General features: G+C 67.4%; 17 protein-coding genes and 1 pseudogene. 10 read left to right on the plus strand and 8 right to left on the minus strand.

Annotation, left to right across the window (positions count from 1 at the left end; genetic code table 11):
- The first annotated feature begins 6 nt into the window (after positions 1–6).
- Positions 7–1,446 carry an efflux transporter outer membrane subunit gene (locus ACE04A_RS17475; RefSeq protein ID WP_485820344.1) on the plus strand — a complete coding sequence of 480 codons (1,440 nt, stop codon included), beginning with the start codon at positions 7–9 and terminating at the stop codon, positions 1,444–1,446.
- Between the two features lie 7 nt (positions 1,447–1,453).
- Here ACE04A_RS17475 and ACE04A_RS17480 read toward each other — a convergent pair whose 3' ends face one another.
- Genes ACE04A_RS17480 through ACE04A_RS17490 form a run of 3 tightly spaced genes read right to left on the minus strand, consistent with a single transcriptional unit; the run spans position 1,454 to position 5,699 of the window.
- Positions 1,454–3,187: an acetyl/propionyl/methylcrotonyl-CoA carboxylase subunit alpha gene (locus ACE04A_RS17480; RefSeq protein ID WP_448718873.1), complete on the minus strand. Its 1,734-nt coding sequence runs from the start codon at positions 3,185–3,187 to the stop codon at positions 1,454–1,456.
- A gap of 16 nt (positions 3,188–3,203) precedes the next feature.
- Positions 3,204–4,907 (minus strand): 5-oxoprolinase subunit B/C family protein, encoded by a 1,704-nt coding sequence (locus ACE04A_RS17485; protein WP_485820345.1) that lies wholly within the window; start codon positions 4,905–4,907, stop codon positions 3,204–3,206.
- A gap of 9 nt (positions 4,908–4,916) precedes the next feature.
- Positions 4,917–5,699: a LamB/YcsF family protein gene (locus ACE04A_RS17490; protein ID WP_448718875.1), complete on the minus strand. Its 783-nt coding sequence runs from the start codon at positions 5,697–5,699 to the stop codon at positions 4,917–4,919.
- A 171-nt stretch (positions 5,700–5,870) separates the two neighbouring features.
- Here ACE04A_RS17490 and ACE04A_RS17495 point away from each other — a divergent pair, with 171 nt between their 5' ends.
- Positions 5,871–6,530 (plus strand): GntR family transcriptional regulator, encoded by a 660-nt coding sequence (locus ACE04A_RS17495; RefSeq protein ID WP_259247416.1) that lies wholly within the window; start codon positions 5,871–5,873, stop codon positions 6,528–6,530.
- Here ACE04A_RS17495 and ACE04A_RS17500 read toward each other — a convergent pair.
- Entirely contained in the window at positions 6,506–7,978 is a 1,473-nt protein-coding gene (locus tag ACE04A_RS17500) for a PepSY-associated TM helix domain-containing protein (protein WP_448718877.1), read from the minus strand. The genes ACE04A_RS17495 and ACE04A_RS17500 overlap by 25 nt on opposite strands.
- Positions 7,979–8,051: 73 nt before the next feature.
- On the minus strand, positions 8,052–8,564 hold the full coding sequence (locus tag ACE04A_RS17505) for a DUF2946 family protein (RefSeq protein WP_448718878.1): 513 nt from the start codon (positions 8,562–8,564) through the stop codon (positions 8,052–8,054).
- 235 nt (positions 8,565–8,799) lie between these two features.
- On the opposite strand from ACE04A_RS17505, the gene ACE04A_RS17510 reads away from it, so the two are divergent.
- Complete coding sequence (locus ACE04A_RS17510; protein ID WP_391433598.1) at positions 8,800–9,183, plus strand: hypothetical protein; 384 nt, start codon at positions 8,800–8,802, stop codon at positions 9,181–9,183.
- Between the two features lie 10 nt (positions 9,184–9,193).
- Positions 9,194–9,412 (plus strand): YMGG-like glycine zipper-containing protein, encoded by a 219-nt coding sequence (locus tag ACE04A_RS17515; protein ID WP_100855696.1) that lies wholly within the window; start codon positions 9,194–9,196, stop codon positions 9,410–9,412.
- Positions 9,413–9,421: 9 nt separating this feature from the next.
- Here ACE04A_RS17515 and ACE04A_RS17520 read toward each other — a convergent pair whose 3' ends face one another.
- Entirely contained in the window at positions 9,422–10,144 is a 723-nt protein-coding gene (locus ACE04A_RS17520; RefSeq protein WP_438857988.1) for a ribonuclease activity regulator RraA, read from the minus strand.
- Positions 10,145–10,442: 298 nt separating this feature from the next.
- On the opposite strand from ACE04A_RS17520, the gene ACE04A_RS17525 reads away from it, so the two are divergent.
- The 5 genes and pseudogenes from ACE04A_RS17525 to ACE04A_RS17545 all read left to right on the plus strand — a co-directional run bounded on the left by ACE04A_RS17525 (position 10,443) and on the right by ACE04A_RS17545 (position 15,320).
- Complete coding sequence (locus tag ACE04A_RS17525; protein ID WP_259247411.1) at positions 10,443–11,207, plus strand: endonuclease/exonuclease/phosphatase family protein; 765 nt, start codon at positions 10,443–10,445, stop codon at positions 11,205–11,207.
- Positions 11,204–12,411 (plus strand): annotated as a pseudogene (gene clsB / locus ACE04A_RS17530) (cardiolipin synthase ClsB). The gene ACE04A_RS17525 and the pseudogene clsB overlap by 4 nt, the downstream one beginning before the upstream one ends.
- Entirely contained in the window at positions 12,408–13,412 is a 1,005-nt protein-coding gene (locus ACE04A_RS17535; RefSeq protein ID WP_259247409.1) for a lysylphosphatidylglycerol synthase domain-containing protein, read from the plus strand. The pseudogene clsB and the gene ACE04A_RS17535 overlap by 4 nt, the downstream one beginning before the upstream one ends.
- Positions 13,409–14,578 (plus strand): DUF3182 family protein, encoded by a 1,170-nt coding sequence (locus ACE04A_RS17540; protein WP_485820346.1) that lies wholly within the window; start codon positions 13,409–13,411, stop codon positions 14,576–14,578. The genes ACE04A_RS17535 and ACE04A_RS17540 overlap by 4 nt, the downstream gene beginning before the upstream one ends.
- Positions 14,562–15,320: an alpha/beta hydrolase family protein gene (locus ACE04A_RS17545; RefSeq protein WP_100855690.1), complete on the plus strand. Its 759-nt coding sequence runs from the start codon at positions 14,562–14,564 to the stop codon at positions 15,318–15,320. The genes ACE04A_RS17540 and ACE04A_RS17545 overlap by 17 nt, the downstream gene beginning before the upstream one ends.
- Before the next feature lie 45 nt (positions 15,321–15,365).
- On the opposite strand, the gene ACE04A_RS17550 is transcribed toward ACE04A_RS17545, so the two are convergent.
- Entirely contained in the window at positions 15,366–15,764 is a 399-nt protein-coding gene (locus tag ACE04A_RS17550) for a PRC-barrel domain-containing protein (protein ID WP_448718884.1), read from the minus strand.
- A 132-nt stretch (positions 15,765–15,896) separates the two neighbouring features.
- Positions 15,897–17,666, minus strand: a complete 1,770-nt coding sequence (locus ACE04A_RS17555; protein ID WP_279996300.1) for a thiamine pyrophosphate-requiring protein — start codon at positions 17,664–17,666, stop codon at positions 15,897–15,899.
- Between the two features lie 350 nt (positions 17,667–18,016).
- Here ACE04A_RS17555 and glgA point away from each other — a divergent pair, with 350 nt between their 5' ends.
- Positions 18,017–19,624: a glycogen synthase GlgA gene (gene glgA / locus ACE04A_RS17560; protein ID WP_485812690.1), complete on the plus strand. Its 1,608-nt coding sequence runs from the start codon at positions 18,017–18,019 to the stop codon at positions 19,622–19,624.
- The last annotated feature ends 5 nt before the right edge of the window (positions 19,625–19,629 follow it).

Here is a 19,629-nt window from a genome sequence, read left to right on the forward strand (position 1 = left end):
CCCGTCATGCTGCCCCGTAAACATGCTGTGCCGCTGTTTCTCTCAAGCTTGCTTCTGGCAGGTTGTGCTGTTGGCCCCGATTATCAGCAGCCCGATACGGCGTCAGCCCCGCATTTTATGGGACAGGCCGCGATCCAGGCGCGGCAGGCGCCGGCCGCGGCTGCTACCCGGGTCTGGTGGCAAGGGTTTCATGATCCGCTGCTGACCCAATTGGGGGAGCGCGCGCTCGACCAGAACCTGGACATTGCGCAGGCCGTGGCGCGCGTGGCCCAGTCGCGCGCGGGTCTGCGCAGCGCCACCGCCGCGATGCTGCCCTCGGCCGCCGTGGCGGGCCAAGCCGCCCGTGCGCGCCAGTCCCTGGAGACGCCGCAGGGCCAGTTGCTGAACGCCACGCCCGACTACAACCGCTATGGCGACTATTACGAACTGGGCTTGAACGCCGGCTGGGAGGTCGACCTGTTCGGCGGCCTGCAACGCCAACGTGAAGCCGCCGTCGCCAACTACCAAGGCGCCGAAGCCGGCGTTGCCGCCGCCCGGCTTGCCGTGGCGGCGCAAACCGCCGACATCTACGTCTTGATCCGTGGATTGCAGACCCGCCTGGACATCGCCCGTGAACAGGTCCGGACACGCAGCCAGTTGCTTGCCACCGTGCAACTGCAATTCGACAAAGGCCTCGCCGCGGAACTCCAGGTACATCAGTCGACAGGCGCGCTGGCCGAAGTGCGCGCCACCGTGCCCGTACTGGAAGACGGCCTGTCGGCCGCCATGAACGCGCTGGACGTGCTGCTGGGCGAGCCGCCCGGCAGCAATCGCGCCCTGCTGGCCGCCAGCGCGCCCATCCCCTTGCCGCCTGCGATTGCAGACACCGGCACCCCGGCCGACCTGCTGCGCCGCCGCCCTGACCTGATCGCGGCCGAACGCCAGCTTGCCGCTACCAACGCCGGTATCGGCGCGGCGATCGCCGAGTACTACCCAACATTCTCGCTAGGCGCGGTGCTTGGCACCGCCACTACCCTATCCGGCAACCTGTTCAACGACAGCGCCAACCAGATGCAAGGCATGCTTGGCCTGCGCTGGCGCCTGTTCGACTTCGGCCGTATCGAAGCCGACATCGCAAACGCCCGTGGCCGCAACGCCGAAGCGCTGGCGGCCTACCGCCTGGCGGTGCTGCGCGCTTCCGAAGATGTGGAAAACGCCTTCTCGGCCCTGGTCAAACGTGAACAGCAGTCGCGCTACCTGGCCGAAGGCGTGGACGCGCTGACGCAGGCGCGCACAAGCTCATTCCTTGCCTACCAGAACGGCATCGTCAGCCTGATCGAAGTGCTGGACGCCGACAGCGCCGTGCTACGCACCCGCGATGCCAGCGCACAAGCGCAAACCGAGTCGGCGCGCGCGGCCATTGCGTCTTACCGCGCCTTGGGCGGGGGCTGGGAACGCCCGCAATAGCCGACGCTTAGTCAATCCGCCCGATCGCCGCGCCTGCCGCCACGGCCTGGCCCGGTTGCGCTTCGTGCTTGAGCACGCCGCTGCGATGCGCCAGCACCTGCATTTCCATTTTCATGGCTTCCATCGTGGCGATCAGATCGCCCTCTTTCACCGTGGCGCCGTCCTCGGCCTTCCACGCCTGGATGGTGCCGGCGATGGGCGCGGCTACGCTCTGGGCGTTGGCGGCGGCGGCGCTGGCTTGGCCGGCGTCCACCGTGGCTGCTCCGGCGGCATGCAGGCCGCGCAGCAGTTCGGCGGGCAGGCCCAGCGACACGCGGCGGCCGTCGATTTCAACGGCCGTGCGATGCAATGTCACGGCGCCCAGCGGTTCCGGGCGCACGGCGGCTTCCAGGTCGTTGGCGAAGTCGGTTTCGATCCAGCGCGTGTGCACCTTGAAGCCCGACGCATCGCCCAGGAAGTCGTCATGCGCCAACACCGCACGGTGAAACGGCAGCACGGACGCCACGCCTTCAATGCGGAATTCGGCCAGCGCGCGACGGGCGCGGGCAATGGCTTGCTCGCGCGTGGCGCCGGTGACGATCAGCTTGGCCATCAGCGAATCGAAGGTGCCCGGAATGGTCGAGCCCGATTCCACGCCGCTGTCCACCCGCACCCCAGGCCCGGACGGCGGGGCAAAGCTGGCGATGCGGCCCGGTGACGGCAGGAAACCACGGCCCACGTCTTCGGCGTTGATGCGGAATTCAATGGCATGGCAACGCGGCGCGGGCGCCTCGCTGAAGCCGAGCGGCAGGCCGTCGGCGATGCGCAGTTGCTGCACTACCAAGTCCAGCCCGCAGGTTTCCTCGGTGACGGGGTGCTCGACTTGCAGGCGCGTGTTGACCTCCAGGAACGAGATGGCGCCCGACGCGCTAAGCAGGAATTCCACGGTGCCGGCGCCGACATAACCGGCGTGCGCGCAGATGTCGCGCGCGGACGCATGGATGCGCTGACGCTGGTCGTCGCTAAGGAACGGCGCGGGCGCTTCTTCCACCAGTTTCTGGTTGCGGCGTTGCAACGAGCAATCGCGCGTGCCCAGCACCACCACGTTGCCGTGCTGATCCGCCAGCACCTGCGCTTCGACGTGGCGCGGGCGGTCCAAAAATTGTTCGACATAGCATTCGCCACGGCCAAACGCGGTGACGGCTTCGCGCACGGCCGACTCATAGAGTTCGGCCACGTCTTCCATGCGCCATACCACCTTCAGGCCCCGGCCGCCGCCGCCAAACGCCGCCTTGATGGCGATGGGCAAGCCGTGTTCGCGTGCAAATTCCAGCACGTCTTCGGCGCCGTTGACCGGGTCGGCCGTGCCGGCCACCAGGGGCGCGCCCACCGCCAGTGCAATCTTGCGCGCCTGGACCTTGTCGCCCAGCCGCTCGATGGTTTCGGGCGAGGGGCCGATCCAGGTCAGGCCGGCGTCGATCACCGCGCGGGCAAACGTGGGGCTTTCCGACAGAAAGCCGTAGCCCGGATGCACCGCGTCCGCGCCGCTGCGACGCGCCACGTCCAGCAGCTTGTCGATATTCAGATAGGAGTCCGCAGGACGGTCGCCGTCCAGGCCATAGGCCTCGTCGGCCATGCGCGCGTGCAGCGCGTCGAAATCGGCGTCGGCATAGACCGCCACGGATTTCACGCCGTAGTCGGCGCAGGCACGGATGATGCGGACGGCGATTTCGCCACGGTTGGCAATCAGGACTTTCTTCATGGCAGGCGGGTTCACGTTATGTCGGGGTGACTTGCACGGCGGGTACATCAACCGGAACGAAGTCGGAAATGGGGTTCAGGCGCACGCGCGCGCCGATGGGAATTTGCGCGGCGCGGTCCAGGTGCCAGGGCGCGACCGAGCCAATGACGGGATAGCCGCCGGTCAGCGGGTGGTCGGCCAGGAACAGCACGGGCTGACCGCTGGCGGGAACCTGGATCGAGCCTTTGCGGGTGCCCTCGCTGGGCAGTTCGGCATGGTTGGCGCGTTGCAGCGGCGCGTCGCCCTGCAAGCGGACGCCGACGCGGTTGGATTGCGGCGTTACGGTCCAGGCCTGACGCGACAGCAGTGCCACGGCGTCGGCGTCGCACCAGTCGGTGCGCGGGCCCAGCACCACATCCAGCACCACTTCGGCGTCGGTACGCGGCAGGTTGGCGGGCGCGGTTTCGGGTGCGCCCACGATGGCGCCCTGCCCGGCTGGCCGGATGCCGATGCGGTCACCGGCCGCAAGCGGTTCAGGGCCGACGCGGGCCAGGGTGTCGGTAGAGCAACTGCCCAACACGGGTTCCACGGCAAATCCGCCGCGCGCCGCCAGGTAGTAGCGGATGCCGGCGTCCGGTTGGCCCAGGGTCAGCGTGTCGCCGTCGTCCATGGCAAAGGCTTGGTAGCCGGGGACCGTCCAGCTTGCGCCGGCGGCGTTGCGCAATGCAATGTTGCCCTGCGCGCCGGTTACGGCCAGCACGCACGGGCCATGGGCGCGCACCTGGAAACCGCCGTAGACGATTTCAATGGCGGCCTCACCGGCTGCATTGCCCACCAGCCGGTTCGCGGCGCGCAGCGCGCCACGGTCCATGGCGCCGGAGGCGGCAACGCCCTGGCGGGCCTGGCCGGGGCGTCCCAGGTCTTCGAACACGGCTTGCAAGCCGGGCGATACAACTTCCAAGGCGGGGGTGGCGGATGCAGCGCGGGAGGTGCCGGGCGGCGTGGCGGATGAGGTTGAAGCGGTTGAGGTTGAAGCGGTTGAGGTTGATGCGTTCGGAGTGGTCGAGGCGGCGGATGCCGTCGATGCGGTCGATGCCGACGATGCAGCGGACGTGTCCGCTACTGATGCCGCGCCCGCGTCAATGAATCGCACGCGATAGCCCGGTTGCAGCAGCGCGGGCGTGTCACGGTTCAAATCCCACATGGCGACCGGCGTCACGCCCAGGATCTGCCAGCCGCCCGGGCTGGCTTGCGGATACACGCCGCTGAACGTACCCGCCAGGGCCACGGCGCCTGCCGGGATGCGGGTGCGCGGGGTCTTGCGGCGCGGAACGTCCAGCGTGGGATCGCCGCCGCTCAGGTAGGCAAAGCCCGGTGCAAAGCCGGTGAAGGCCACGCTGTAGGTGCCGCCCGTGTGGCGGCGCACGACTTCTTCGCGCGTGATGCCCAGATGCTGCGCCACGTCGTCCAGGTCTTCGCCGTTGTAATGGACGGGAATCTCGATCAGCTTGCCGTCGCGCGCCACGCGGCTGGAGGTGTCGCGCGCGCCGATATCGGCAATCAGCGCCGCGCGTGAGACCACGCCGGGCTGGAACACCACCAGCACGGTGCGGGCGGCGGGCACCAGTTCAGTCACCCCTTCAATCGGGCGGCCCTGTAGCGCGGCGAACAGCGCCAGGGTCTGTTCCAGGTCGTCTAGTTCAACCAGCAGCGCGTCGGTGTTTACAGGCAGAAAACGCACGCCGGCTCCCTAGGCGGATTGCCGAGGGGCAGCGGCCGCGAAAGCGCGGATGCTGACGCCGGCCTGCTCAAGCTGCGTGCGCAGCGCGCGCGCCATGTCCACCGCGCCGGGGCTATCGCCGTGCACGCAGATGGAATCGGCCTGCACGCGGGTGAGGCTGCCATCAATGGCTTCCACCACACTCTCTTGCACCAGGCGCAGCATGCGTTGCGCCACCGCTTTCGGGTCATGCAGCACGGCGCCCTTTTCGCGGCGCGACACCAGCGCGCCTTGCGGGGTGTAGGCGCGGTCGGCAAAGGCTTCGGCTACCACGCGCAGGCCGCGCTCTTGCGCCAGCGTCAACAGCGGCGCGCCGGCCAGGCCCACCAGCACCAGGCTGGGGTCGATTTCCAGAATGGCCGTGATCACGTCATTACCCTGGCGGGCGTCGTGGGCGATGGTGTTGTACAGCGCGCCGTGCGGCTTGACGTAGCGCACCTCGGTGCCGGCGGCGGCGGCCAGGCCTTTCAGCGCGCCAATCTGGTAGATGACGTCGGCCACCAGGTCGGCGCTGGCCACGTCCATGTTGCGTCGGCCGAAGCCCGTCAGGTCTGGGTAGGACACATGGGCGCCCACCGTCACGCCATTGGCGCGCGCGGCCTTCAAGGTGCTCAGGATGCCGGCCGGATCGCCCGCATGGAAACCGCAGGCCACGTTGGCGCTGGACACCACCGCCAGCATGGCCTCGTCATCGCCCATGCGCCAGGCGCCAAGGCTTTCGCCCAAGTCACTGTTTAAATCGATCTCAGCCATGTTTGATCCTTAGTCCGATGGCGGCACACCTTCTTTTTGCCGCTGATCGTGGAACGATAGTTACACAATTGTTCTACAAATTGGTTAGTATGGTAGATCAAAGCCAGGCTTTCGCCTATCGGTAATTTCACTACCGAGTTTCACAACCGGGTACTTGCCCCCCCCTCGCCTATGACGCTGCCCGCCGCGCACCAGACCCTGACCGACAAGGTCACCGAGCAGATCCGCCGCCGCCTGATCAACGGGGAATTCATGCCCGGTCAGCGGCTGTCGGAAGCCGCGCTGACGCAATCGCTGGACGTCTCGCGCAACACGCTGCGCGAGGCGTTTCGCAACCTGACCAAAGAAGGCCTGCTGACGCACTCGCCCAACCGAGGGGTGGCGGTGGCCGTGCCCAGCATGGCTTCCATTATTGATATTTATCGGGTGCGGCGCATGATCGAATGCCAGGCGCTGGCGCAGGCGTACCCGCACCATCCGGCGCGCCAGCGTATGCGCCAGTCGGTCGAAGACGCTTTGGCTTGCCGCGAACGCCAGGACTGGCCCGGCGTGGGCACCGCCAACATGGCGTTTCACATGGCCATTGTGGAATTGGCCGACAGTGACCGGCTGAACGCCATGTTTTCCTTATTGCTGGCCGAGCTGCGGCTGGTCTTCGGGCTGTTGCAAGACCCGGAATTCCTGCACGCGCCCTATGCCGACATGAACCAGCAGATTCTGCAAAGCGTGGAAGCCGGCGAATTCGGCAAGGCGGCCGATGCGCTGAAGGACTACCTGGCGCAGTCCGAGCGCATCGTGCTGGCCAGTTACGCGCGCCGCGTGGGCAACTGAAGGCGCCACGAGCGCAGCACGTCCACCACCAGGAACGCCAGCAGGCTTACCCCCATGACGGGCAGGCACCAGCCCAGCGCCGCCGCCACCGCCAGCACGGCAATGCGCGCGGGCCAGCCCAGGGCGGCCCAGGCTTGGGTCAGGGTCTGAGCACCGGCACCCGCTGCCGGACGCCGCAACCACCACATGCGATAACCCAGCACGATCATGGCCGACAGCGCCAGCCCGATCGCACCCATCAGCAACTGATTGGGCCAGCCGAACAGAATGCCCATGTGCATGTCCACGCCCCAGCGGATCAGCTTGGCGATCAGCGGAAAGGTGTCGAAATCGGCGCGGCTGGTGATCGTATAGGTGGCGGGGTCGATGGCGATGGTGTCGACCTGGGTGGGCCAGGAACGGTCTACCTCGCGCACCATCCAGGCCTGGTCGGCGCTACGCGGCGGGCGGATTTCCAGCTGCGTGCTGTCGATGCCGCCCTGGCGCGCGGTTTGCAGGATGCGGTCGAAGTCGCGGGCGGGGTCTTGGAGCGCAGGCGTGGGGGCTGCCATAGCGCCGCCCCCCATCTGCATGCCGCCGTGATGATGCGCGTGTTCACCACCGCCCATCGCCGGGCCGGCCGCCGCGGCACCGGCCGCCGCGCCCGGCAGCTTCAGCGTAATCGCCGGCGTGATCCAGCCCAGTTGCGCGCGTAGTTGGTCCACGCGGCCGCCCGCCCAGTTCGACCAGGTCAGGCCCGTGGCGGACAGGAACAACAGCCCCAGCGCCAACCACAAGCCAAGCAAGCTGTGCCAGCGGCGCGCGCGCAACCTGGGGCTGCGGGCTTGGGCTGCGGCTTGGGCCATCGCCTGATTTGCGTTTGCCTTGCGGCGGCGTCCGGCCCACCACAGCACCAGCCCGCCCAGCGTGGCCAGCCACATCCAGGACGCGGCCAGTTCGCTGTAGTTGCGGCCCAGCGCCCCCAGCATCAGGTTGCGGTGCAGGTAGTCCAGCGTGGTGCGAAACGGCAGCGTGCCGCTGGTGCCGTAGACCGTCATGTCGCCCTTGATGTCCAGCGTGACGGGGTCGACGAACAGCGCGCGGCTTTCCGAATCGCCCATGCCGGGCTGCGTGAACATCACGCGCGTGGTGTCGCCCGGAGCCGGCGCGGGCCGCACGGCAAACAGGCGCGGCCCGGGGCCGATGCGGTCTTGCGCTGCCCGGACCTGGCTGGCCAGGGGTTGTGCCGGGCCGGTGGACGCGGTGTGCAGTTGGTCCGCATACAGCAGGCTTTCAATCTGCGGAGTCAGCACGAACAGCGTGCCGGTGACGGCGGCCACCAAAATGAAGGGGCCGACAAACAGCCCGATGTAAAAGTGCAGGCGCGTGATCAACGCCAGTAAGGCGCTGTTGCCCGCAACCCGCGCGCGAGCAGGCGCGGAGGCGGTATCCAGGGTGTGCGTGGACATGGGAATCTCGAATACGAACAACGCCGCCCCGTTTGGGCGGCAAGCATGCGCGCGGGGCGCACGGCGGAAACGGTTATCCGCGTATCGAGGGTGGCGCCCGTTGCCCCAAGGGCGGGCCGGCGGCCGGCATGGGGGGGCGCGCGCCGTCAAACTTTAACGGGCGCTGCGCCAGCCAGCGCAACAGCACGGGCGCTACGGCCGCCAGCGGCGGCAGGTTCAGGATTTGATGCGCGCTCAGGCCAAAGGGACATTCCTGCCCGGCGCCGCGTTCGTCGTCATGCCCGGCGCCGTGATGGCCGTGGTGGCCGGGGTGGCCATCATCGGCGTGCAGCATGGGGTCGCCGTGCATCGTCTGATGGCCATCGCCAGGCGCCTGCCGCGTTCCCAGCGATTCCAACGCCGCCATGACGTTGCCGCCCGCCGTACAGAAGCCCAGCGCCAGCCGGCCTTGCCGCAGCGCGTCGGCATCGGGCATGTACCCGGTCGGCACCCAGGCCCGCGCCACCAGCAACAGCAGCAGCAACAGCCGCCCAAAATCGGCGGCCGAGGCAAAGCGAGGAAGGCGGCGGGACAATCCGGTGCGCATGCGTCCAATCCACGACGCCGGCGAATGCCGGCGTCAAGCGGTGCATTTTACGCGCCATGGCGCCGGCCCGCGACTCCAGTGCCGCGCGCCCTCCCCCAAAACCTTGCTTGCCGCCGCCTGCGTTCAGGCATAAATTCACTGTTACCGATTTCCGCTTGGGGCCTGCTTGGCCCGGTTTTCGCGGACGGTATCCAAAGGTTGTTTTTGATCTTTTAAGCCCGCGAGGAGCGATGCGATGAAAGTGAAACACCTGTTAGGTCCGGCAGCCCTGGCGCTGTCTCTGCTGACCACCGCGCCCAGCGTGGCGCAAATGTCAGACCCCGCCCCCATCATCACCGGCAAGCAATGGACGGAGTCCGACGCCAATCTCAAGAAAGCCTATCTATTGGGGATTTCCAACCTGCTTGAAGTCGAACGCGCGTACCAGGCACGCCGCGCGCCGCCCGACACTCAGAGTCTGGTGCCCAGGTTTTCCAAGGGCCTGCAAACGCAAACCCTGGATACGGTGGCCCAGAGCCTGGACGGCTGGTATGCCGCGAACCCCTCGCGGCTGGACCGTCCGGTGATCGAGACCTTGTGGTTCGAGGTCGTCGTTCCTGGCATGAAGCGCAAGCCTTGAAGGAGCCGTCATGAAAGCTATTCGAACGTTAGTCATCGGCGTCGCGATAGGGACGCTTGCGGCGTGCACGAACATGACGCCGAAACAGCAAGGGACCATGTCCGGGGCGGCCATTGGGGGTGCCGCGGGCGCGGGGATTGCCGCCATTGCGGGCGGCAGCGCCTGGACGGGCGCCGCGATCGGCGCCGTGGCGGGCGGGGTTGCGGGGAATATACGGGGGGGGAATTGAGTCCGAGGGTTACGGTTGCTGGTTTCGCCAGGCTTCGTATTTAGCCTGCGTCTCCTTGTTGGGGGGGTAGAGGCCGGGAAGTTTTTCGCCGGCTTCTACTTGCTGCATGATCCAGCCTTCCAGGCGTTCCTGTTCGATGGCGATGTCGACCACCTCGTCCAGTAGCGCGGCGGGGATGAGGACGGCGCCGTCACGGTCCAGCACGATGACGTCGTTGGGAAAGACGGCCACGCCGCCGCAGCCCACGGGTTCTTGCCAGCCGACGAAGGTCAGCCCGGCCACCGACGGCGGGGCCGCCGCGCCGGCGCACCATACGGGCAGGCCCGTACCTTCGACGCCTTCCAGGTCGCGCACCACGCCATCAGTCACCAGCGCGGCCACGCCGCGCTTTTGCATGCGGGCGCAGAGGATGTCGCCGAAGATGCCGGCATCGGTAACGCCCATCGCATCCACCACGGCGATGCAGCCTTCGGGCATGTCTTCAATGGCGGCGCGCGTGGATATGGGCGACGCCCACGACGCGGGCGTGGCCAGGTCTTCGCGGGCGGGCACAAAGCGCAGCGTGAATGCGCGCCCGACAATCCGCTTGGCGCCCGGCGCCAGTGGCCGCGCGCCGCGTACCCACACGTTGCGCAAGCCTTTCTTCAACAGCACGGTCGTAAGCGTGGCCGTGGTGATGCGGGACAGGGCCTGGACCACGCGCGCGTCCAAAGGCTGAGGGGCAATCGTCATGATGCAAATTCTCCTTGCGGGCGGGTTGCCGCATAGCGGGGATTCCGATTGTGGCCCTACGCAAAAGCGGGCACAACCTTGATTTTGCAGATTCAGAATCCGTTTTTTATGTGGGTATGACGCGGCGATTCGATACCGGCCCAGGCAATTTTGACCAGTGCGGGCAGTTCCGGCCACCCGCCCGGCTTGGCCAGCGCCATGCGTTCCGGCACGCCGTCCTCCAATGAAATTCGCCGCAGATGTCGGCTCAGGCACGAAACTTGCGCAGGGTTGTGGACCCATTTCCCCCGGAGAGTCCATGCCCGTCCCGACCGACGAATCCCACCGGCGCTTGACGGTATTGACCGTCAATACCCACAAGGGATTCACCAGCTTCAATCGGCGATTCATGCTGCACGACCTGCGCGAGGCCTTGCGCAAGGCGGCGCCGGATGTGGTGTTCCTGCAAGAAGTCCTGGGCGAGCATCAGGATCATGCCGAACGGCACGAGGCCTGGCCGGCGCTGTCGCAGTATGAATTTTTGGCCGACACGCTGTGGTCGGACTACGCCTATGGACGCAACGCGGTGTACCCGGCGGGCCATCATGGCAACGCGATCCTGTCGCGCTACCCGATCGAGCGCTACGAAAACCACGATATCAGCGTGAACGGCCACGAAGGCCGTGGCCTGCTGCACTGCGTGTTGCGCGTGCCGGGCGATGCCCCGGTGCATGCCATCTGCGTCCACCTGGGCTTGCTGGAGCGCCATCGCGGCGAACAGCTTGGTCGCCTGTGCGAACTGGTCGCCCGCGAGGTGCCTGACGGCGAACCCCTGTTGATTGCGGGCGACTTCAACGATTGGCGCCTGAACGCCGACCGCTTCATGGCCACCTGCGGCGCGCAAGAGGTGTTCACCACCCGCCTGGGCCGCCCCGCCCGCACCTTTCCCGCGCGCTGGCCGCTGCTGCGGCTGGACCGCATTTACGTGCGCAACGTGCGTGACTGGCGGCCCGTGCCGCAGGCCTCGCGCGTGTGGTCGCGCCTGTCGGACCACGTGCCCCTGTCGGCGGAGATCGCACTATGACCGCCGCTAACTTGGGATGGCGGGAAGGCAACCGCTACACGCTGCTGGAAAACGGCGAGGGCTATTTCCCCGCCGTGAACGAAGCCATCGCCTCGGCCAAGCACGAAGTGCTGGTGGAAACCTTCATCCTGTTCGACGACAAAGTCGGGCAGGCTTTGCAGAAGACCTTGATTGACGCGGCCCGGCGCGGCGTCAGCGTGGACGTGCTGGTTGACGGCTACGGCTCGGACCAGCTCAGCCAGGAATTCATTGGCGCCATGACTGAAAGCGGCGTGCGCTTTCATATCTTCGACCCCCGCCCCCGCCTGCTGGGGGTGCGCACCAATCTGTTTCGCCGCATGCACCGCAAGATCGTCGCGGTGGACGGCGTGTGCGCGCTGATCGGCGGCATCAACTTTTCGGCGGACCACCTGGCGGACTTCGGCCCCGAAGCCAAGCAGGACTATGCGGTGCGGGTGGACGGCCCCCTGGCGGCCGACTTGGCCGACTACGCCCGTTCCGCCCTTGGGGGCGGCCGCAAGCCCCCCCGCCGCGGGCGGCGCCCCCCCCCCCTTCGGTGCCCGAGGGCGAGGGGGGCGGGCGCCTGGTGGTGCGCGACAACAACGGCCACACCACCGACATCGAACGCTATTACCGCGCCGGCCTGCGCGCCGCCAAGCAGGACGTGCTGATCGCCAATGCCTATTTCTTTCCCGGCTACCACCTGCTGCGCGACCTGACCAAGGCGGCGCGCCGGGGCGTGCGCGTGCGCCTGCTGCTGCAAGGCGAGCCCGACATGCTGGTGGCGCGCCTGGCCGCCACCATGCTGTATGACTACCTGAAGAACGCCGGCGTGGAGATCTACGAATACTGCAAGCGGCCGCTGCACGGCAAGGTGGCTTGCGTGGACGATGACTGGTGCACGGTGGGCTCCAGCAATCTGGACCCCTTGAGCCTGGCCCTGAACCTGGAAGCCAACGTGGTCGTGCGCGACCGTTCGTTGAACAAAGCCCTGCGGGATAGCCTGGACCACCTGATCGCGCAGGACTGCAAGCCCGTGCCCTTCAGTTCCAAGTCCACGCGCGCGCTGCGGCGCTTCTGGGTAGGCGTGGTGGTGTTTCACTTCCTGCGGCGCTTTCCGACCTGGGCAGGCGCCCTGCCCGCGCACAAGCCGCGCCTGCAAACCATCAAACCGCCCGAGCCGGGCGAAAGCGAGGCCGCATGAGGGTCTATCGCACAACGTTCATGCGTTCCCTGCGCCACCGCTGGCCGCGCATCAAGAAGGTGCTGCCCTGGGTAGTTCTGGCCGTGGTGGCCGTGCTGCTGTTCTACTTCGGCCGCTCGGTGGATTGGCCGAAGGTCTGGCAGGCCATGCGCAGCATTCCTGGCGAATCCATCCTGATGGCAAGCGGCCTGGTGGTGCTGGGCTATCTGAGCTATGCCGCGCTGGACCTTCTTGGTCGCCGCTATACCGGGCACAAGCTGGCCTGGCCCTTGGTGATGGGCATCGCGATGGTGAGCTATGCCCTGAACCTCAGCCTGGGCGTGCTGGTAGGCGGCCTGGGCGCGCGCTTGCGCATGTATGCCAGGCTGGGCTGCCGCAAATCGGTGGCGACCCGCGTGGCCGTCTTCTCGGCCGCGTCGAACTGGATCGGCTATGCCTGGGTGGCGGGCGTGGTGTTCGTCAGCGGCGCGTTGACGGTGCCGAAGGGCTGGGACGTGGGCAGCGGCGTGCTGCGCCTGATTGGCGCGGGCTTGCTGGCGGCCGGCATCGCGTACGTGTGGCTGTGCGCTCGCGCCAGCCGTCGCTCGGCCACCTTCATGGGCCAGCGCGTGACCTTGCCGCGCCTGCGCATGGCGGTGATGCAATGCGTGTTTGCCGGGCTGTCCTGGATGTTCATGGGCGCCGTGGCCTACGTGCTGCTACAGGGCAAGGCGCCCTACCCCCTGGTGCTGGGCATTTTGCTGTGCGCGAGTTTCGCGGCGGTGCTGACGCGGGTGCCGGGCGGGCTGGGCACCACCGAGGCCATCTTCGTGGCCGTGCTGGCCCCGCGCATGCCGTATTCCGAAGCGCTGGGCGCCGCCCTGGCTTACCGCGCCTGCTACGCCTTGGCGCCCATGTGCCTGGCATTGGCCGCCTTTCCGCTGTTTGAAGCCCTGGCCGCGTGGCGCAAGCGCCGTGCGCCAGCCGACCAGGAACACAACTTGCTCCACCCGCCCTCATGAAACCGTCCCCATCCCCGAGCGACTCCGATAGCGAATCCGACCTGGTGGTGGCATACCCCCGCCGCGCCAACGCCTCCGAGCACGAGGTGGCCTCGCAAGAGGCCATGGCCGTCCGCCTGGCGGCCTTGTTGGGACGCCGTTTTGAACCCGACTACCGCCCCAGCCGGCGCCGCGATGAACCGCCGCCCTACTACGTGCCCGACCGCACCATCATCGGCCCCATCCGCGCGGCCCGGCTGGGCATTACCCGCGCGGCCGACCTGTACGGCGGCGTCGCCCCCTATTCCTTCGTGGCTGGCAAAGCCATCACGCATGGACTGATCGGCCCTCAGGCGAAGGCGCCCAAGGCCTGGGTGGGCGATCTGGCGGATGCGCTGCGCGAGGTGGTGCTGGCGGGCTATAGCGCCTTTACCCTGGCGGATGCCGAAGCCGCCGGGATGCGGATGCTGCAAGACGGGCCGTTGCGCGTCAAACCCACCGACGCCACCGCCGGGCGCGGCCAGGTCGTGGTGCGCAATGCCGAGGAACTGCGCGCGGCGCTGGCGCAGCAATCGCCCTACGCCATGCGCCGGCTGGGCCTGGTGCTGGAAGAAGACTTGGCAGACGTGTCCACCTACAGCGTCGGCTGGGCGCGCGTGGGCAAAATGGAAATTGCGTATGTGGGCACGCAATCGCTCACGCCCGACAATCAGGGCATAGCCGTCTACGGCGGGTCGGTGCTACGGGTGGCGCGCGGGGGTTTCGATAAGCTGCGTGCCTTGGATCTGACAGACCCCGAACGGCAGGCCGTGGCCATGGCCTGCCAATACGACACGGCGGTGTCCACCGCCTATCCGCAGTTGTTCGCCTCGCGCCGTAACTACGATGTGGCGTTCGGCACCAACCGCGCGGGCCAAGCGCGGGCCGGCGTACTGGAGCAGTCCTGGCGGGCGGGCGGCGCAAGTCTTGCCGAGCTGGCCGCGATGCAGGCGTTTGCGCTGTCGCCGTCGCTGACGTCGGTGCGCGCCGCCACCCGCGAACGCTACGGGCAGGATCACGCGCGGCCGATCCCGCAGCATCTGATCTTTCACGGCAAGGATACGGCCGTGGGCCACATCAGCAAGTCGGCCGCCGTGTTGGACGGTTTGGATGGCTGGAAGGAGGTTGGCAATGGCCGCGCACAGTAATCCCATCGCGCTGTCGGTTGACGATCAGGTTTTGGACGGCACTTTTCTCACGCCCGAGAACAAGGTGCCCGGCGTGCTGTTCATCCATGGTTGGGGTGGCAGCCAGCAGTTTGACCTGTCGCGCGCCAAGGGCATTGCCGCGCTGGGCTGCGTCTGCCTGACGTTCGACCTGCGCGGCCATGCGGCCACGCGCGAGCAGCAATTACAAGTCACGCGCGAAGATAACCTGCGCGACGTGATGGCGGCCTACGACCTGCTTGCCACCCATCCGTCGCTGGATTCGGGGTCGGTCGCGGTGGTGGGCAGCAGCTATGGCGGCTATCTGGCCGCGCTGCTGAGCGGCCTGCGCCGCGTGCGCTGGCTGGCGTTGCACGTGCCCGCCTTGTACCGGGATGAAGAATGGCTGCTGCCGAAAAACCAGTTGAACCGGGAAACGCTGCGTGCCTATCGCAACACCTACGTCGCGCCCGAAACGAACCGCGCCCTGAAAGCCTGCGCGGAATTCAGCGGCGATGTGTTGATCGTGGAAGCCGAGCACGACACCTTCATCCCGCATTCCACCATCATGAGCTACCGCTCGGCGTTCCGCCGCTCGCATTCGATGACCCACCGCATCATCGACGGCGCCGACCACGCGCTGACGGAAAAATCCGCGCAGCGGGCCTATACCTCGGTGCTGGTGAATTGGGTGACTGAAATGGTGACCGGCGCGCGGATCGGGGATCCGCGGCCGGTGCCTTGATGTAGGCGCCACCCGGGTCATGCGCTGATGGCCCGGGCTGGCGGCTTACCAATAGATGTCCTGCTTGTAATACGTATGCAGGTTACGCGCCCACGTCTCGTCGGCCATGCTGGGCCAGTTGTCCTTGTCGAAGCCCGGCGCGTTCTTCAGCGTTTCTTCGTCGATGTCCAGCACGAAGCACTTGCGGTCGGTGTCCAGCGTGAGGGCCGCCCACGGAATCGCAAAGAGCTTATCGCCGATGCCCAACACGCCGCCGCGCGACAGGACTGCGTAGGCCACGCGGCCCCGGGGCACATCAATCATGATCTCCTTGATGGACCCGAGTTCTTCGCCCGCCGAGTTGTAGACGTCGTTGCCTTCCAGGGTGCTTGCCGCCATCACTTCCGGGCCGGGACCGCCGGGGCTGCTCTTGGGGCCGCCCACGATGTTGGTTTGAGTTTCCATGCTGTGTCTCCTTTGCCGAACATCCGTTCAGCGACTAGGTGGTAGGACCCGCCCTGTCCGCAAACGCCGTGCCCGCCGCGCGGATTTCGCACAGGGTGTTGCACACGGCGCCCGGCCCAGGGCTTGCCTCCGTCAGCTTGCCCACCATTGCTTGATGGTGGCGCGCAGCGCGGCGGCGCCGGTGGCCATGTCTTCCTTGCGCAGTGCAGTCAGGTAGGCCGCAATCTGCTTGGGGGGAATGTGCGGCGGCATCGGCGGCACCTCGGGGTCGGTCACCACTTCCAGCACGGTGGGCCGGCCCGCGTTCAGCGCACGGTCCCAAGCGGGGCCGACGTCGTCGGGTTCGGTCACGCGGATGCCCTCCAGGCCCAGCATGCGACCGTAGTCCGCATACGAGAACGGCGGCAGCCATTGCGAATCCGGAAAACGCGGGTCGCCGCCCATTACGCGCTGCTCCCACGTCACCATGTTCAGATCGCCGTTGTTCAGCACCAGCACCACCAGCGTCGGGTCGGCCCAGTCCTTCCACCGGTGCGCGATGGTGATCAGTTCGTTGATGCCCAGCATCTGCATGGCGCCGTCACCCACCAGCGCCACGACCGGGCGCCCCGGATGGGCCAGCTTGGCCGCCAGGGCATAGGGCACGCCGCAGCCCATGCTGGCCAGCCCGCCCGACACCGACCCCATCATGCCGTCGCGCAATTGCACGTCGCGCGCGTACCAACTGGCCGCGGAACCCGAATCGCAGGTGACGATGCAGTGCGCCGGCAAGCGGCTGGACAGTTCCAGGAAGGGGCGCTGGGGGTTGACGCCCTTGGCCTCGACCATCGCGCGCGCCACCACGGTTTCACGCCAGCGCGACACCCGCTTTTCTATGCCCTTCAACCAGCGGTCAGACGCCTTGGTTTCCAGCTTGGGCAACAGCGCCTGCAAGGTCAGGCGGGCGTCGCCCACCAGGCCCACTTCCACCGGATAGCGCAGGCTGAGCTTGCGGCCGTCTACATCAATCTGCACCGCGCGCGCCTGCCCTTCCTTGGGCAGGAACTCGGCATACGGGAACGACGTGCCCACCATCAAGAGGGTGTCGCACTCGTTCATCATTTCCCAACTGGGTTGCGTGCCCAGCAGGCCGATGGCGCCGGTCACATACGGCAGCGCGTCCGGCAGCACGGCCTTGCCCAGCAAGGCCTTGGCCACGCCCGCGCCCAGCCGTTCGGCCACGGCGCGCACCTCGTCACCCGCGTCCAGCGCGCCCGCGCCCACCAGCATCGCCACGCGCTCGCCCTGGTTCAGGATGGCGGCGGCGTTATCCAGCGCGGCTTCCGGGGGCACCGCCGCGTGGGACGTCAGGCCTATGCCCGTGTGCACCGTGCCATGCTCGCGCGGCGGCGCCTCCACGGCTTCCAGGTCCTGCACGTCGTTGGGAAAAATCAGGCAGGTCACGCCGCGCCGTTCCATGGCGATACGCATGGCGCGGTCCACCATGTGGCGCGCCTGAAGCGGCGACGTGACCATGTGCACGAAGTCATGCGCCACGTCCTTGAACAGGCTGACCAGATCCACCTCCTGCTGATAGTCACCGCCCAGCGCGCTGCGCGCCTGTTGGCCCACGATGGCCACGACGGGTTGATGGTCCAGCTTGGCGTCGTACAGCCCGTTAAGCAGGTGGATGGCGCCCGGCCCGGACGTGGCCAGGCACACGCCGACCTGCCCCGTGAATTTGGCGTGGGCGCAGGCCATGAAGGCCGCGCCTTCTTCGTGGCGTGCCTGGACGAATTCCAATTCCTGGTTTTTCCCAAACGCGCCGATCAGGCCGTTGATGCCATCGCCGGGATAGCCGAACACACGCTGCACGCCCCATTCGCCCAAGCGGGCGAGGACAAAATCGGAAACGGTTTTCACGTTGGCGCTCCTTGTGGTCAGGTGTTGCTGAATCCGAGTACCGGCCGGATGGCTCGGCATACGGAAAGCAGAATCCGGGCGCGCCGCAATCCGCATTCCCGTCTCCTCGGTGTCCTGCCGAATCAGCCTCTCCCCAACGCTCGCCAGACGCAATTTGTTGCGCTGCTCCCAAATTTACAAACGCCAGCAAAAACGCCAGCAACCCCCCGACCCGCCCTGGGGTTAGCCCGCGCTCAAGCCCGCGCCCGCCCTCGCCCCGCCGTCTTGGGCACGCCACTTGCGCATAAGAAAGCCTTACGGAATCGGGCCCACTTTTTCAGCGGCCCTCCGACCTTCCCGGAGCAACAAGCATGGCGACGACAATTCTTATAGTGGCTGCCGAAGCATTCCCCCTGGCAAAGACCGGGGGCTTGGGCGATGCAATCACCGGCATGGCGCGGGCGCTGGTCCAGCGGGGCGTGCCCGCTACCGTCTTGCTGCCCGCTTATCGAGGCGCCGCCAAGCGCCTGGAAGGCGTGCGCGAAGTGGCGCGGCTGGAAGACCTGCCGGGCGGCGACGCCCGCCTGCTGGCCGGGGTATGCCCCGCGTCCGAGCTGCCCTTCCTGCTGCTGGAAAACGATGCGCTCTATGACCGCGCCGGCCTCTATGTGGACGAAGATGGCCAGGAACATCCGGACAATGGGCTGCGCTACGCCGCGCTGTCGCACGCTGCCGTGCGTATTGCACGCGGCGTGCCGGGGCTTGCGCGCCCCGATGTGGTGCATGCGCACGACTGGCACGCGGCGCTGATCCCCATGCTGATGCGCCAGGCGGGCCTGGATGACGTGAAATCCGTGCTGACCATCCACAACATGGCATTCCAGGGCCAGTTCCCGCTAGAGGATGCCGCCGCTTTCGGCATTGCCCCCGCCTTCCGGGGCGAGCACGCCTGCGTGGCCTGGAACAAGCTGAACTTCATGAAGGCCGGCATCGCTCACGCCGACCGCGTCACCACCGTCAGCCACACCTACGCCCGCGAAATCCTGACCCCGGCATTCGGTTGCGGGCTGGACGGCTTGCTGCGCGAGCGCGCCGCCGACCTGATCGCCATTCCGAACGGCATCGACACCGTGCTGTGGGACCCGGCGCGCGACCCGCACCTGGGCCCCTTGCGCTACACCGCCGCCGATCTGGCCAACAAGCGGCTGTGCAAGACCGTGCTGCAACGCGAATTCGGCTTGGCCGCCGACCCGCAAGCCAGCCTGGTGGTGATGGGCAGCCGCCTGACCGACCAGAAGATGGCCGACGTTGCCGCCGAAGCCTTGCCGCGCGCCCTGGATGCCCACCCGGACATGCAGGTCGCCATCCTTGGCCAGGGCGACCGCCGTCTGGAAGCCGCGCTGAAGGCGCTGTCCGACCGCTACCCGCAGCGCTGCGCCACGCACATTGGCTACAACGAGGCGGGCGCGCATCGCCTGCACGCCGGGGGCGACATCCTGCTGCACGGCAGCCGCTTCGAGCCCTTTGGCCTGACGCCGCTGTACGCCATGCGCTACGGCACCGTACCGATCGGGTCGCGCGTGGGCGGCATGGCCGACACCATCGAAGACCCAGGTACCGACGCGCCACTGACCGCGATGGCGTTCGCCAACGGCCTGTTGTTTGACGGCGACCACCCCGACGCCATGGCCGATGCCTTGTCGCGCGCCATGCACCTGCGCCGTCACCCGACGCTGTGGCGCGCCATGCAGCGCAACGCCATGAGCACCGACTTCAGTTGGCAGCGTGCCGTGGGTGCGTACGAAGACCTGCTTCAAGCCCTGACCGGTCGCGCCGACGCGGACGCGGACGACACCGCTGTGCAAGCCGCCGCGCAGTCCGCCACGCAATCAGCCACGGCTTCCTCTGCCGACCGCGCTGCCGGCACTCGCCAGCGGCGCACCCGACAGGCCCGCGGCTCCATGCCGATGCCCATCTGACAAGG

The organism is Achromobacter colocynthidis (assembly GCF_057334535.1).